Origin of the sequence: Pseudomonas batumici, from assembly GCF_036585405.1 — a bacterium.
In the GTDB taxonomy this organism is placed as follows: Bacteria; Pseudomonadota; Gammaproteobacteria; order Pseudomonadales; family Pseudomonadaceae; genus Aquipseudomonas; species Aquipseudomonas batumici.
Window position 1 is genome coordinate 308000 of sequence record NZ_CP144470.1, and the last position, 14409, is coordinate 322408.

At 54.8% G+C, this 14409-nt stretch carries 13 protein-coding genes; 11 read left to right on the plus strand and 2 right to left on the minus strand.

The features are described from left to right. The gene (locus tag NUH87_RS01420; protein ID WP_338524384.1) at positions 1-408 is read left to right on the plus strand and encodes a hypothetical protein; all 408 of its coding nucleotides are present in this window, start codon (positions 1-3) and stop codon (positions 406-408) included. Between the two features lie 49 nt (positions 409-457). Here NUH87_RS01420 and NUH87_RS01425 read toward each other — a convergent pair whose 3' ends face one another. Next, on the minus strand, positions 458-892 hold the full coding sequence (locus tag NUH87_RS01425) for a helix-turn-helix transcriptional regulator (RefSeq protein WP_338524385.1): 435 nt from the start codon (positions 890-892) through the stop codon (positions 458-460). Between the two features lie 110 nt (positions 893-1002). On the opposite strand from NUH87_RS01425, the gene NUH87_RS01430 reads away from it, so the two are divergent. From NUH87_RS01430 to NUH87_RS01445, 4 genes are all read left to right on the plus strand, one after another. Further along, the gene (locus NUH87_RS01430) at positions 1003-4062 is read left to right on the plus strand and encodes a CHC2 zinc finger domain-containing protein (RefSeq protein ID WP_338524386.1); all 3060 of its coding nucleotides are present in this window, start codon (positions 1003-1005) and stop codon (positions 4060-4062) included. Positions 4063-4074: 12 nt separating this feature from the next. Then, positions 4075-5172 (plus strand): site-specific tyrosine recombinase XerC, encoded by a 1098-nt coding sequence (gene xerC, locus NUH87_RS01435; RefSeq protein ID WP_338524387.1) that lies wholly within the window; start codon positions 4075-4077, stop codon positions 5170-5172. A 918-nt stretch (positions 5173-6090) separates the two neighbouring features. Beyond that, positions 6091-6450: a hypothetical protein gene (locus NUH87_RS01440; protein ID WP_338524388.1), complete on the plus strand. Its 360-nt coding sequence runs from the start codon at positions 6091-6093 to the stop codon at positions 6448-6450. Between the two features lie 8 nt (positions 6451-6458). After that, a complete protein-coding gene (locus NUH87_RS01445; protein ID WP_338524389.1) occupies positions 6459-6758 on the plus strand; it encodes a hypothetical protein in 300 nt (99 codons plus the stop codon). 156 nt (positions 6759-6914) lie between these two features. On the opposite strand, the gene NUH87_RS01450 is transcribed toward NUH87_RS01445, so the two are convergent. Beyond that, positions 6915-7349, minus strand: coding sequence for a helix-turn-helix transcriptional regulator (locus NUH87_RS01450; RefSeq protein WP_338524385.1), 435 nt, complete (start codon positions 7347-7349; stop codon positions 6915-6917). A gap of 110 nt (positions 7350-7459) precedes the next feature. On the opposite strand from NUH87_RS01450, the gene NUH87_RS01455 reads away from it, so the two are divergent. From NUH87_RS01455 to NUH87_RS01480, 6 genes are all read left to right on the plus strand, one after another. Next, complete coding sequence (locus NUH87_RS01455; RefSeq protein WP_338524386.1) at positions 7460-10519, plus strand: CHC2 zinc finger domain-containing protein; 3060 nt, start codon at positions 7460-7462, stop codon at positions 10517-10519. Between the two features lie 12 nt (positions 10520-10531). Further along, positions 10532-11629: a site-specific tyrosine recombinase XerC gene (xerC, locus tag NUH87_RS01460; RefSeq protein ID WP_338524387.1), complete on the plus strand. Its 1098-nt coding sequence runs from the start codon at positions 10532-10534 to the stop codon at positions 11627-11629. Between the two features lie 990 nt (positions 11630-12619). Next, the gene (locus NUH87_RS01465; protein WP_338524390.1) at positions 12620-12958 is read left to right on the plus strand and encodes an HNH endonuclease; all 339 of its coding nucleotides are present in this window, start codon (positions 12620-12622) and stop codon (positions 12956-12958) included. After that, positions 12955-13437, plus strand: coding sequence for a DUF6985 domain-containing protein (locus NUH87_RS01470; protein ID WP_338524391.1), 483 nt, complete (start codon positions 12955-12957; stop codon positions 13435-13437). The genes NUH87_RS01465 and NUH87_RS01470 overlap by 4 nt, the downstream gene beginning before the upstream one ends. Positions 13438-13520: 83 nt before the next feature. Next, complete coding sequence (locus NUH87_RS01475) at positions 13521-13895, plus strand: hypothetical protein (protein ID WP_338524392.1); 375 nt, start codon at positions 13521-13523, stop codon at positions 13893-13895. Further along, positions 13896-14393 carry a contact-dependent growth inhibition system immunity protein gene (locus NUH87_RS01480; protein ID WP_338524393.1) on the plus strand — a complete coding sequence of 166 codons (498 nt, stop codon included), beginning with the start codon at positions 13896-13898 and terminating at the stop codon, positions 14391-14393. Positions 14394-14409 lie beyond the last annotated feature (16 nt).

Genomic DNA, 14409 nt, shown 5'->3' on the forward strand with positions numbered 1-14409 from the left:
ATGAGTGGTGATCGGGAGACGTTAGAAAAAATTCTGGGTGGAAAAATCGAGCAGTCGAACTCTCGAAATGTACCTGGTGTTACGGTTGTCGATGGGCAGCAAGTTGTTTATTTTTCGGATGATGGGAAAAACAAATTCCGAAAACAATTTAATAACATTACGTGCTTTTCTGAGCCTCCGAATGCCGTTCGTGGAGGGGTAAATGATCGCGGGTGTAAAGTCACCCCGCCCTCGGGGCCTCTTTTTTACGCGATTTCCTATCATGGTGATCTTGACGGTTGGAGAAAAGATATTGAGGTAGGGGCAAATGGCCTTGGTCTATTACTTGCTCAAATCAAAGGCGATCAATTTGTTATTTCCGATGGCCGCTCGATCCCTCTGTCAGATTGTAAAATAGAGTTCTCTTGAGCACTGCTCACCCTCAGCACCGGCCTTGCGCCGGTGTTGTTTTATCTACTTACTGCAACAATTCCCTTCCTTCACTGCTCGCTTTAGTCGTGGCCTGAGCGATCAAGGCATCGAGCGTCTGTGCAATGAATTTCTGCTGGCTCTTAGGTAGCAGGTCGATGGCTTCCAATTGCTGCTGCCATTTCGGAGCAGGACCACGCTTACGCACAGTGGTTTCCTGCTGCTGACCAAACAGTTCTTCGAGTGTGGTCGAAAGCAGCCGGGCCAGCTCCGGCAACGCCGCTACCTGGATACGCCGCTTGCCGGACTCATAGGCTTGAATGGTCTGCTGGGACACGCCCAGGCGTTCAGCCAGTTGGGTTTGGGTGATGCCGTGTTCTTTGCGCAGGCGGGCAATGCGTTCGCCCAGGGCGATGAAAAATTCACGTTCTTCGCTGGTGATGCTCATGGCTGTCGTCGACGCGATCTGTAATAGGACAGCCATTAACGTACTCCATGGTTTACCACTGCTTGTTGTAAATACTACTATTGGTGGTATATTGCCGTCGAGTTGTTTTTGCTTTTCCCTCTTGACAGCTTTTTGGAGAAAACCCGATGGCCCGCATCCCCGAAGCCGAACTGGAACGCCTCAAGCGTGAGGTGTCGCTGGTTCGGCTGATCCAGTCGCAGGGCCATGAGCTGAAAAAGCGCGGCAAGGATTGGGTGATGCACTGCGTTTTCCATGATGAAAGCACTCCCAGCCTGTCGGTCTCCGACGAGAAAAACCTGTATCACTGCTTTGGCTGCGGGGCCGCAGGTTCGGTGCTCGATTGGGTGATGAAAACCCAGGGCGTGTCGTTGCCGCACGCGGTCCAACTGTTGCGCAACGACGCACCGCTGGAAAACACGGAAAAAGTCGGTGTGTCGCGCAGCCATGCTCGACACCTTCCTTCTTTAGCCGCGGGCTCTTCGCCTTCTGCTGCGGCTACGTCCGAGGTTGAAGATGCGGCGCTACTACGTTCGGTGGTCGAGTTCTACCACGGCAATTTCAAGCAGTCGCCGGAAGCGCTGACCTATCTGGAATCTCGCGGCTTGAACCATCCCGAGCTGATCGAGCATTTCCAGTTGGGCTATGCCAACAAAACCCTGACTTACCGCTTGCCCGCCGGGCATACCCAGGCGGGTCGCCAAGTGCGTCAGCAGTTGCAGACCTTGGGTGTTCTGCGGTCCACCGGGCATGAACATTTGAACGGTTGTCTGGTCGTGCCGGTGCTGAGCCTGGAAGACGGCGCTGAGCCAGAGCAATCCGGGCGAGTGATGCAGCTTTACGGACGGCGAATGCAGCCGAACAACAAACTGCACAATCAGCCCCGGCATTTGTACTTGGCCACGCCGTTGCGCGGAGTCTGGAACGAGACTGCGTTGCGGGCTAGTTTGGAAATTATTCTCTGCGAATCGCTGATCGACGCCATGACCTTTTGGTGTGCAGGCTTTCGCAATGTCATCAGCGCCTATGGCGTGAACGGTTTTTCCCAAGACCACTGGCAGGCCCTGAAACACCACGGCACCCAACGGGTGGTCATCGCTTTCGACCGTGATGCAGCAGGAGACACGGCGGCAGAAAAATTGGCCGAGGAACTGCGTTCAGCCGGCATCGAAGTGTTTCGTTTGTTGTTTCCGCAAGGCATGGACGCCAACGCTTTCGTCTTGCAGGTGGAAAACCCGGCCCAGGCGTTGGGCGAGTTGTTGCAACAGGCGCTGTGGCAGGGCAAAGGCACGCCGGTTTCGGTCGAGCCAGAAACCACTTTTTCTTTAGCCGCTGCGCCGCAGGCAACCACCGAGTTGCCACCGGTGCCGGGCGTTTCCGATTCGGAAACTTTGGTTGTCGGTGGGCTAGCTCCCGAGTCGGAAACGCAGGCCGATCAGTTTTCGGAAAACGCCCAGGGCGATCTGTTGTTGGCCGTGGCCGACCGCCGATGGCGGGTGCGCGGCTGGAAAAAGAACCTTGGCCCGGAACAGATGCGGGTCAATGTGCAGGTGCGCCGCGAGGTCGCAGAAGACCACGCACTGGGCCGCGAAGCGGCCTATTACGTGGACAGCTTCGACCTGTACGCGGCCAAGGCCCGCTACAGCTATTTGAAACAGGCCGGCATCGAGCTGGGCGTGCCGGAAGAAATCATCAAGCGCGACCTGGGCAAACTGTTGCTCAAGCTGGAAGGTTTGCAGGAAGCCTCAATCCAGGCAGCGCTGGCCCCGAAAAATCCCACCCCGACGCTGAGCTCAGAGGACGAACTGGCCGCGTTGAGCCTTCTGCGTGCGCCAAACCTGATCGAGCGCATCGAGGCTGACTTGACCCGTTGCGGTGTCGTCGGTGAATCCTACAACCTGCTGGCCGGGTACTTGGCCGCTGTTTCCCGAAAACTGGATCAGCCCTTGGCGGTCCTAATTCAGTCATCGAGCGCGGCGGGTAAAAGCTCGCTGATGGACGCGGTATTAAATCTGATGCCGGAAGAAGAACGCATCCAGTACAGCGCCATGACCGGGCAGAGTTTGTTTTATCTCGGCGAAACGGATCTGCAACACAAGATCCTGGCCATCGCCGAAGAAGAGGGCGTGCGCCAAGCGGCTTATGCCTTGAAACTGCTGCAATCGGACGGCGAATTGACCATTGCCAGCACCGGCAAGGACGAAGCCACCGGCAACTTGATCACCAAACAATACACGGTCAAAGGCCCGGTGATGCTGATGCTCACCACCACCGCGATCGACGTGGACGAAGAGTTGCTCAACCGTTGTTTGGTGCTGACCATCAACGAAAGCCGCGAGCAAACCGAAGCCATTCACGCTGCCCAACGTAAAAAACAAACTCTCGACGGCCTGCTGGCCGACGCCGAAAAACAGGCCATTACCCGTTTGCACCAGAACGCCCAGCGGTTGATTAAAACCGTGGCGGTGGTCAATCCGTTCGCCGATCAGTTGACCTTTCTCTCGGACAAAACCCGGACCCGGCGTGACCACATGAAATACCTGACGTTGATTCGCTGCATTGCCTTGCTGCATCAGCATCAACGCCCGGTCAAACACATCGAGCACCGAGGCAAATCCTTGGCGTACATCGAGGTCACGCAGGGCGACATCGTGTTGGCCAACCGGCTGGCCCACGACATTCTTGGGCGCACCCTGGACGAACTGCCGCCGCAAACGCGGCGTTTACTGGAGTTGCTACAGGGTTGGGTCGAGGCCCGAAGCCAGGCGCAGGGACTCAAAAAAAATGAGTTTCGGTTTGGTCGCAAGGACGTGCGTGAAGCCACCGGCTGGGGTGACACCCAGTTAAAAATCCACCTGGGCCGACTGACCGAATTGGAATACCTGCTGCTGCACCGCAAGGGGCTGGCCCATGAATACACCCTCACGTATGACGGCAAAAGCGGTAATCAACCGCACCTGATGGGCCTGATCGATGCCGACCGGCTTGACAACAAATCCGTCCGGTCGGGGGAAGCAGAACAGCGGTCGGGCTCAGGTCGGGCCATGGTCGGTACTCAGTCGGACACCCTGAACCATGCGCAAAGCCACGCGGCTTCTGGTCTTGAGGTCGAAGCGGTCGGCCTGAACGAAAAACCACTGATCCAGCAGCCACAAAAAAACCACTCCGCGTTGTCCAGCGCCGTCTAAGTCGAGGTGGTTATGCCGAAAAAAGGCGAGAACAAAAAACAGCGTGTTGTCGAGCAAATCATTGGCCCGCTGGGCGACCCTGGCAGCCTGTATTTTCAGATGAAACAGTTCCTGCAATACCAGCGCGAGCGCAGCTACTCCGAACGCACCGTGGGCAACCGTGAACACCTGCTGATTGCGTTTATCCGTTGGTGTGATGAGCGGGGTTTGACCCGGCCGCAAGAAATCACCCGACCGATTTTAGAGCGCTACCAGCGCCATCTTTTTCTCTACCGAAAAGCCGATGGCGAACCGTTGTCGGCTCGTAGCCAAACGGTACGCATCACACCGATTCGGGTCTGGTTCAAGTGGCTGACCAAAACCAATCGCATCCTGTACAACCCGGCTTCCGACCTCGATCTACCGAGGATGGAGCAGCGCTTGCCGAAACATATCCTCAGCAGCGACGAAGCCGAACGTATTCTCAATGTGCCGGACACCCAAACCCCGACCGGCATCCGCGACCGGGCGATGCTCGAAACCCTCTACAGCACCGGCATGCGCCGCATGGAGTTGATTGGCCTGAGCTGGAGCGCCATCGACTACGAGCGCGGCACGGTGATGATTCGCCAGGGCAAGGGCAAAAAAGACCGCATGATTCCCATCGGTGAACGGGCTCTGGCCTGGATCACCAAATACCGCGACGACGTCCGGCCCCAGTTTGCGCTGGCCCAGGACGACGGCACGTTGTTCCTGACCCAGCAGGGTGAAGTGTTCAGCCCCAATCGCCTGAGCCAATTGGTGCGCGAGCACATCGACAAAGCCAACATCGGCAAGGGCGGCAGTTGCCATTTATTCCGCCACACCATGGCCACGCTGATGCTGGAGAACGGCGCAGACATCCGTTTTATCCAGGCCATGCTCGGTCATGTCAGTCTGAACACCACGCAGATTTACACCCAGGTCAGTATCCGGGCGCTCAAGGAAATTCACACCGCGACCCATCCGGCACGGTTGCAACGGCCACATTCGGCCAGCGAAACCACGGCTGAAACCTTGCCAGATGACCCCATCGCGGCTCTGTTAACGGCCCTGGACGCCGAAGCGGATGAAGAGATCGATCAGGCCTGACAAGTTGCCTGCAAAGGCCTGACAAACTCTCTGCAAGTTCCCTACAGATGCCCAACGGCCTGACAAATCGCCTGCAAACTCCCCACAAAGTTCCTACCAATACCTGACACCCCCGCAGGCCGCGCAGCGGCCTCAATCAACGGCGAAAAATACAGGCACGCTATGGATGTATACACATCCGGTGCCAAAGGGGTGCCCTTTGAATCCCGAGAAGCCGCCTCTACGAGTCGAGTGATAAATCCAAGTGAAATGTAGGACCGGAAATGTTTTGTACGGACGGCCTGCACACAGGCCATCCATACAAAACCCTGATCAGGGCTGCGCCCCGATACCCCGTTGGATTAGCGTCTTTCAGGAATGTGAGTTTTTCTCGATTAGTGCAAATTAGTGCAACTTAAAGCCAATCAGAGAAATTTAGAGCGATTTAGAGCGATTTAGTGCAACTCAGAGCAATTTCCCTTGAACGCAGAGCCTGCGGGTAATTTGGTGAGGCACGTTACCGACTGTTTACAAATGAGCTGCGCCATTCGTAAACAATCGACCGTACCAAAGGGGAGGCCCCTTTGAACCCCGAAGCCTAACGCGCTGCGCTTGTTGGCCCCTGGCCGTCCGATGGCTTCGCCACCGAACCGCCAGGGGCTTTTTGTCGTCGGCTGGTTTAGGTCGTCCAGGGGCTGCTGTGACGGGCTGAAAACCCGCGTCGGGGTGGATTTATGCGGTGACAGCGGATCACCTGGGCCGACCGTCTTGCAGGCCACGTCCCGTCTGGCGTTGCGCGTATAGACAACGAAAATCGCGTCGGGTGATACTGTTGGTGCAAAAGAGGCAGGTACTGCGCTAGAAACTACCAATCCTGTTGTTGTGAATGGTAGTCGGGCCATCGACAAGGCGCAGAGCTATGAAAGTGGTGTGCGCGGGATGTATGGGGATACTCCATTTGCTGAACGTCAATACACGGCGCTTGTCGATGGGCAACGTGTCAAAGGTGTCGCTGATGAAGTGGCAGTGATCGGCGGGAAACCCACAGCTATTGAAGCCAAATTTGTCGATGACTGGGCTAGTTCTATTCGAAACCCAGAAAGCCCGGCTGGCTCGAAGCCATGGTCGGTAGCTGAACAGACGAAAATGGTTGATCAGGCGAAGAAATACTCCTCTGGTTTCGATGGCGGTGCTATTTATCACACGAACAGCCCAGAACTAGCTAGTTACTATTCGAAGGTGTTTACCGACGCGGGTGTCACAAACTTTAAGTTTGTAATTACCCCGGCAACAAAGTGAGGTGTGAAATGAGTGGTGATCGGGAGACGTTAGAAAAAATTCTGGGTGGAAAAATCGAGCAGTCGAACTCTCGAAATGTACCTGGTGTTACGGTTGTCGATGGGCAGCAAGTTGTTTATTTTTCGGATGATGGGAAAAACAAATTCCGAAAACAATTTAATAACATTACGTGCTTTTCTGAGCCTCCGAATGCCGTTCGTGGAGGGGTAAATGATCGCGGGTGTAAAGTCACCCCGCCCTCGGGCCTCTTTTTTACGCGATTTCCTATCATGGTGATCTTGACGGTTGGAGAAAAGATATTGAGGTAGGGGCAAATGGCCTTGGTCTATTACTTGCTCAAATCAAAGGCGATCAATTTGTTATTTCCGATGGCCGCTCGATCCCTCTGTCAGATTGTAAAATAGAGTTCTCTTGAGCACTGCTCACCCTCAGCACCGGCCTTGCGCCGGTGTTGTTTTATCTACTTACTGCAACAATTCCCTTCCTTCACTGCTCGCTTTAGTCGTGGCCTGAGCGATCAAGGCATCGAGCGTCTGTGCAATGAATTTCTGCTGGCTCTTAGGTAGCAGGTCGATGGCTTCCAATTGCTGCTGCCATTTCGGAGCAGGACCACGCTTACGCACAGTGGTTTCCTGCTGCTGACCAAACAGTTCTTCGAGTGTGGTCGAAAGCAGCCGGGCCAGCTCCGGCAACGCCGCTACCTGGATACGCCGCTTGCCGGACTCATAGGCTTGAATGGTCTGCTGGGACACGCCCAGGCGTTCAGCCAGTTGGGTTTGGGTGATGCCGTGTTCTTTGCGCAGGCGGGCAATGCGTTCGCCCAGGGCGATGAAAAATTCACGTTCTTCGCTGGTGATGCTCATGGCTGTCGTCGACGCGATCTGTAATAGGACAGCCATTAACGTACTCCATGGTTTACCACTGCTTGTTGTAAATACTACTATTGGTGGTATATTGCCGTCGAGTTGTTTTTGCTTTTCCCTCTTGACAGCTTTTTGGAGAAAACCCGATGGCCCGCATCCCCGAAGCCGAACTGGAACGCCTCAAGCGTGAGGTGTCGCTGGTTCGGCTGATCCAGTCGCAGGGCCATGAGCTGAAAAAGCGCGGCAAGGATTGGGTGATGCACTGCGTTTTCCATGATGAAAGCACTCCCAGCCTGTCGGTCTCCGACGAGAAAAACCTGTATCACTGCTTTGGCTGCGGGGCCGCAGGTTCGGTGCTCGATTGGGTGATGAAAACCCAGGGCGTGTCGTTGCCGCACGCGGTCCAACTGTTGCGCAACGACGCACCGCTGGAAAACACGGAAAAAGTCGGTGTGTCGCGCAGCCATGCTCGACACCTTCCTTCTTTAGCCGCGGGCTCTTCGCCTTCTGCTGCGGCTACGTCCGAGGTTGAAGATGCGGCGCTACTACGTTCGGTGGTCGAGTTCTACCACGGCAATTTCAAGCAGTCGCCGGAAGCGCTGACCTATCTGGAATCTCGCGGCTTGAACCATCCCGAGCTGATCGAGCATTTCCAGTTGGGCTATGCCAACAAAACCCTGACTTACCGCTTGCCCGCCGGGCATACCCAGGCGGGTCGCCAAGTGCGTCAGCAGTTGCAGACCTTGGGTGTTCTGCGGTCCACCGGGCATGAACATTTGAACGGTTGTCTGGTCGTGCCGGTGCTGAGCCTGGAAGACGGCGCTGAGCCAGAGCAATCCGGGCGAGTGATGCAGCTTTACGGACGGCGAATGCAGCCGAACAACAAACTGCACAATCAGCCCCGGCATTTGTACTTGGCCACGCCGTTGCGCGGAGTCTGGAACGAGACTGCGTTGCGGGCTAGTTTGGAAATTATTCTCTGCGAATCGCTGATCGACGCCATGACCTTTTGGTGTGCAGGCTTTCGCAATGTCATCAGCGCCTATGGCGTGAACGGTTTTTCCCAAGACCACTGGCAGGCCCTGAAACACCACGGCACCCAACGGGTGGTCATCGCTTTCGACCGTGATGCAGCAGGAGACACGGCGGCAGAAAAATTGGCCGAGGAACTGCGTTCAGCCGGCATCGAAGTGTTTCGTTTGTTGTTTCCGCAAGGCATGGACGCCAACGCTTTCGTCTTGCAGGTGGAAAACCCGGCCCAGGCGTTGGGCGAGTTGTTGCAACAGGCGCTGTGGCAGGGCAAAGGCACGCCGGTTTCGGTCGAGCCAGAAACCACTTTTTCTTTAGCCGCTGCGCCGCAGGCAACCACCGAGTTGCCACCGGTGCCGGGCGTTTCCGATTCGGAAACTTTGGTTGTCGGTGGGCTAGCTCCCGAGTCGGAAACGCAGGCCGATCAGTTTTCGGAAAACGCCCAGGGCGATCTGTTGTTGGCCGTGGCCGACCGCCGATGGCGGGTGCGCGGCTGGAAAAAGAACCTTGGCCCGGAACAGATGCGGGTCAATGTGCAGGTGCGCCGCGAGGTCGCAGAAGACCACGCACTGGGCCGCGAAGCGGCCTATTACGTGGACAGCTTCGACCTGTACGCGGCCAAGGCCCGCTACAGCTATTTGAAACAGGCCGGCATCGAGCTGGGCGTGCCGGAAGAAATCATCAAGCGCGACCTGGGCAAACTGTTGCTCAAGCTGGAAGGTTTGCAGGAAGCCTCAATCCAGGCAGCGCTGGCCCCGAAAAATCCCACCCCGACGCTGAGCTCAGAGGACGAACTGGCCGCGTTGAGCCTTCTGCGTGCGCCAAACCTGATCGAGCGCATCGAGGCTGACTTGACCCGTTGCGGTGTCGTCGGTGAATCCTACAACCTGCTGGCCGGGTACTTGGCCGCTGTTTCCCGAAAACTGGATCAGCCCTTGGCGGTCCTAATTCAGTCATCGAGCGCGGCGGGTAAAAGCTCGCTGATGGACGCGGTATTAAATCTGATGCCGGAAGAAGAACGCATCCAGTACAGCGCCATGACCGGGCAGAGTTTGTTTTATCTCGGCGAAACGGATCTGCAACACAAGATCCTGGCCATCGCCGAAGAAGAGGGCGTGCGCCAAGCGGCTTATGCCTTGAAACTGCTGCAATCGGACGGCGAATTGACCATTGCCAGCACCGGCAAGGACGAAGCCACCGGCAACTTGATCACCAAACAATACACGGTCAAAGGCCCGGTGATGCTGATGCTCACCACCACCGCGATCGACGTGGACGAAGAGTTGCTCAACCGTTGTTTGGTGCTGACCATCAACGAAAGCCGCGAGCAAACCGAAGCCATTCACGCTGCCCAACGTAAAAAACAAACTCTCGACGGCCTGCTGGCCGACGCCGAAAAACAGGCCATTACCCGTTTGCACCAGAACGCCCAGCGGTTGATTAAAACCGTGGCGGTGGTCAATCCGTTCGCCGATCAGTTGACCTTTCTCTCGGACAAAACCCGGACCCGGCGTGACCACATGAAATACCTGACGTTGATTCGCTGCATTGCCTTGCTGCATCAGCATCAACGCCCGGTCAAACACATCGAGCACCGAGGCAAATCCTTGGCGTACATCGAGGTCACGCAGGGCGACATCGTGTTGGCCAACCGGCTGGCCCACGACATTCTTGGGCGCACCCTGGACGAACTGCCGCCGCAAACGCGGCGTTTACTGGAGTTGCTACAGGGTTGGGTCGAGGCCCGAAGCCAGGCGCAGGGACTCAAAAAAAATGAGTTTCGGTTTGGTCGCAAGGACGTGCGTGAAGCCACCGGCTGGGGTGACACCCAGTTAAAAATCCACCTGGGCCGACTGACCGAATTGGAATACCTGCTGCTGCACCGCAAGGGGCTGGCCCATGAATACACCCTCACGTATGACGGCAAAAGCGGTAATCAACCGCACCTGATGGGCCTGATCGATGCCGACCGGCTTGACAACAAATCCGTCCGGTCGGGGGAAGCAGAACAGCGGTCGGGCTCAGGTCGGGCCATGGTCGGTACTCAGTCGGACACCCTGAACCATGCGCAAAGCCACGCGGCTTCTGGTCTTGAGGTCGAAGCGGTCGGCCTGAACGAAAAACCACTGATCCAGCAGCCACAAAAAAACCACTCCGCGTTGTCCAGCGCCGTCTAAGTCGAGGTGGTTATGCCGAAAAAAGGCGAGAACAAAAAACAGCGTGTTGTCGAGCAAATCATTGGCCCGCTGGGCGACCCTGGCAGCCTGTATTTTCAGATGAAACAGTTCCTGCAATACCAGCGCGAGCGCAGCTACTCCGAACGCACCGTGGGCAACCGTGAACACCTGCTGATTGCGTTTATCCGTTGGTGTGATGAGCGGGGTTTGACCCGGCCGCAAGAAATCACCCGACCGATTTTAGAGCGCTACCAGCGCCATCTTTTTCTCTACCGAAAAGCCGATGGCGAACCGTTGTCGGCTCGTAGCCAAACGGTACGCATCACACCGATTCGGGTCTGGTTCAAGTGGCTGACCAAAACCAATCGCATCCTGTACAACCCGGCTTCCGACCTCGATCTACCGAGGATGGAGCAGCGCTTGCCGAAACATATCCTCAGCAGCGACGAAGCCGAACGTATTCTCAATGTGCCGGACACCCAAACCCCGACCGGCATCCGCGACCGGGCGATGCTCGAAACCCTCTACAGCACCGGCATGCGCCGCATGGAGTTGATTGGCCTGAGCTGGAGCGCCATCGACTACGAGCGCGGCACGGTGATGATTCGCCAGGGCAAGGGCAAAAAAGACCGCATGATTCCCATCGGTGAACGGGCTCTGGCCTGGATCACCAAATACCGCGACGACGTCCGGCCCCAGTTTGCGCTGGCCCAGGACGACGGCACGTTGTTCCTGACCCAGCAGGGTGAAGTGTTCAGCCCCAATCGCCTGAGCCAATTGGTGCGCGAGCACATCGACAAAGCCAACATCGGCAAGGGCGGCAGTTGCCATTTATTCCGCCACACCATGGCCACGCTGATGCTGGAGAACGGCGCAGACATCCGTTTTATCCAGGCCATGCTCGGTCATGTCAGTCTGAACACCACGCAGATTTACACCCAGGTCAGTATCCGGGCGCTCAAGGAAATTCACACCGCGACCCATCCGGCACGGTTGCAACGGCCACATTCGGCCAGCGAAACCACGGCTGAAACCTTGCCAGATGACCCCATCGCGGCTCTGTTAACGGCCCTGGACGCCGAAGCGGATGAAGAGATCGATCAGGCCTGACAAGTTGCCTGCAAAGGCCTGACAAACTCTCTGCAAGTTCCCTACAGATGCCCAACGGCCTGACAAATCGCCTGCAAACTCCCCACAAAGTTCCTACCAATACCTGACACCCCCGCAGGCCGCGCAGCGGCCTCAATCAACGGCGAAAAATACAGGCACGCTATGGATGTATACACATCCGGTGCCAAAGGGGTGCCCTTTGAATCCCGAGAAGCCGCCTCTACGAGTCGAGTGATAAATCCAAGTGAAATGTAGGACCGGAAATGTTTTGTACGGACGGCCTGCACACAGGCCATCCATACAAAACCCTGATCAGGGCTGCGCCCCGATACCCCGTTGGATTAGCGTCTTTCAGGAATGTGAGTTTTTCTCGATTAGTGCAAATTAGTGCAACTTAAAGCCAATCAGAGAAATTTAGAGCGATTTAGAGCGATTTAGTGCAACTCAGAGCAATTTCCCTTGAACGCAGAGCCTGCGGGTAATTTGGTGAGGCACGTTACCGACTGTTTACAAATGAGCTGCGCCATTCGTAAACAATCGACCGTACCAAAGGGGAGGCCCCTTTGAACCCCGAAGCCTAACGCGCTGCGCTTGTTGGCCCCTGGCCGTCCGATGGCTTCGCCACCGAACCGCCAGGGGCTTTTTGTCGTCGGCTGGTTTAGGTCGTCCAGGGGCTGCTGTGACGGGCTGAAAACCCGCGTCGGGGTGGATTTATGCGGTGACAGCGGATCACCTGGGCCGACCGTCTTGCAGGCCACGTCCCGTCTGGCGTTGCGCGTATAGACAACGAAAATCGCGTCGGGTGATACTGTTGGTGCAAAAGCGACAATTGGGACCATCGATACAGCCTCAGTGGAGATGGGGCCGTTTGTACCTCAACTCAGTCGGTATGAAGACAGAATTAAATTAACACCAGTCAACGGAGGGGCGTGGTCAGGAGTTAGAGGTGAATCAAATTTTGTGTTCGATAATCCAGAGTTAAGGAGTATCTTGCCTGATGGTATCTCATACAAAAATGGCTACCCAGATTTCTCTCCAATTGCAGTTCAAGAGGTAAGACTTCCTGGCTTGATATCTACAAATCGAGATTCTAACTTTCGCGCTGCTAACCAGATGCTGGCGAGTGAGTTGGGAGTGAAAGAAGCGGATGTGGTTCGATTCATGAGAGAGCAGAAATATACATGGCATGAGGTTGAAGATATGCGGACGCTGCAGTTGGTGCCATCGTTTATCCATACTGGAAAGGTTGGCTCTATGGATTTTGGTGTAAAATATGGTCACCTGGGCGGGGTCGCTGAGAGAGCTTTGTTGGAGGAGCTTAAAAAATGATTGGTAAATCAGATAAAGATTTTGGTCAGTTGCATTTTGATGGAGCTTGGACAGGAATATGTGAAATATTGATTTTTGGAAGGGCGTATGAGGTGCCGCTTGTTGTTCAAACTTTTGATGGTGCTTCTATCTCTGAAGATCAGAGGCTTGCGTTTCGAGAGTTTAATTTAAATAAATCTACTGTTTCTTCGGTTGTAGAAAAAGCAGTCTTTAGCTATTACCTTTGTAGGGTTGATGAATACCGAGAGAGCTTTGATGCTGATAAGGCTGAAATCAAAGTACCCAAGGTCCATGCCATTGATGATATGCAGGATTTGGTTTTTCTGAGGTGTATTAAGGTGATGTCCCCTTTTGACGCAGGATCGCGTCAAATTGGTTTTATTTTTGACGCGACCTTCGACCCTCAGCTTGGCCTGGGGGTTCTAGTTACTAACGGTTCCGTGGAAACCGTAGATACGCAGGACATCTTGCTAGGTTGATGTTCTAAGGTGCAGGAGCAGCTGAAACAATAGACCAGGCTGTAACAGGGATTGAGTGGGGTAAGGGTATTCAAGGTCAAGGAATGCCTTGGGAGGATTACCTGGGGACGCAGCTGCCAGCAGGCTCTCGACTGCCGCCGAACTTCAAAACGTTCGACTTTTATGACCCGTCAACGGGGACGGCGATTAGCGCAAAAACGCTAGACACGACTACTGCGGCCAAGTTGGCAAATCCGTCTCAGGTTTACAGTTCATTAAAAGGAAATATCGATGCGGCTGCTGCATTTGAAACGTATACTCTCGGTAGTGTTCCTTTGGAAAGTGGCATGATTGCGGCTCGTGAGTTACGTGTTGCTATCCCATCGGGAACAACGCCAGCACAATGGGCTCAAATAAGCCGTGCAGTAGAGTACGGTAAATCTCAAGGCGTGAAATTGATAATAAGTACGGTGAAGTAAGTGAGTGAGCTGAATAAAAAGTCTTGGGCTTATGTCAGGTTTAATAATGATTTTATTTTTGTTGAGACCTACTCTGGCTACTTCAATTGTCTCCCGGATCCTGAGGGGGTGGGGCTTTTTCTGTCGCACTCATCTGCTGATAGTGAGCTAGGACGGAGTGTTTTGGAGGCCTTGGCGGTTAGTCGAATGATTGATCCGAAGGAAAACCCAGAGTTTTTTGATTTTAGAGGTCGCGTTGCTATTAAATATAATGAGTGGATAGCCAATGTGATGGTGAGGTTTGGCTACAAAACTAAGCGTGCATTATTTAAAGACATGAAAAGCTGCTCGATGGAAGCTGTTGATGGTGTTGTAACGATACGCCCAAGTCATCATGAGAAGCTAGAAGCTTGGAGTGGAAAGGGGATAACTGAAAAAGACTATGTCGTTATCTCTTCTAGCAGTTCTCCTGATGAAATTGGCGCGTCTCTCCGTTTAGCCTTTAGTCGTTGTACGTGAGCTTGGTTTTAGCTTT

Coding starts and splice junctions, on each gene's coding strand:
- NUH87_RS01425 (WP_338524385.1), bottom strand. CDS start 892: ATGGCTGTCCTATTACAGATCGCGTCGACGACAGCCATGAGCATCACC.
- NUH87_RS01450 (WP_338524385.1), bottom strand. CDS start 7,349: ATGGCTGTCCTATTACAGATCGCGTCGACGACAGCCATGAGCATCACC.
- NUH87_RS01420 (WP_338524384.1), top strand. CDS start 1: ATGAGTGGTGATCGGGAGACGTTAGAAAAAATTCTGGGTGGAAAAATC.
- NUH87_RS01430 (WP_338524386.1), top strand. CDS start 1,003: ATGGCCCGCATCCCCGAAGCCGAACTGGAACGCCTCAAGCGTGAGGTG.
- NUH87_RS01455 (WP_338524386.1), top strand. CDS start 7,460: ATGGCCCGCATCCCCGAAGCCGAACTGGAACGCCTCAAGCGTGAGGTG.
- xerC (WP_338524387.1), top strand. CDS start 4,075: ATGCCGAAAAAAGGCGAGAACAAAAAACAGCGTGTTGTCGAGCAAATC.
- NUH87_RS01445 (WP_338524389.1), top strand. CDS start 6,459: ATGAGTGGTGATCGGGAGACGTTAGAAAAAATTCTGGGTGGAAAAATC.
- NUH87_RS01475 (WP_338524392.1), top strand. CDS start 13,521: ATGCCTTGGGAGGATTACCTGGGGACGCAGCTGCCAGCAGGCTCTCGA.
- xerC (WP_338524387.1), top strand. CDS start 10,532: ATGCCGAAAAAAGGCGAGAACAAAAAACAGCGTGTTGTCGAGCAAATC.
- NUH87_RS01470 (WP_338524391.1), top strand. CDS start 12,955: ATGATTGGTAAATCAGATAAAGATTTTGGTCAGTTGCATTTTGATGGA.
- NUH87_RS01440 (WP_338524388.1), top strand. CDS start 6,091: ATGTATGGGGATACTCCATTTGCTGAACGTCAATACACGGCGCTTGTC.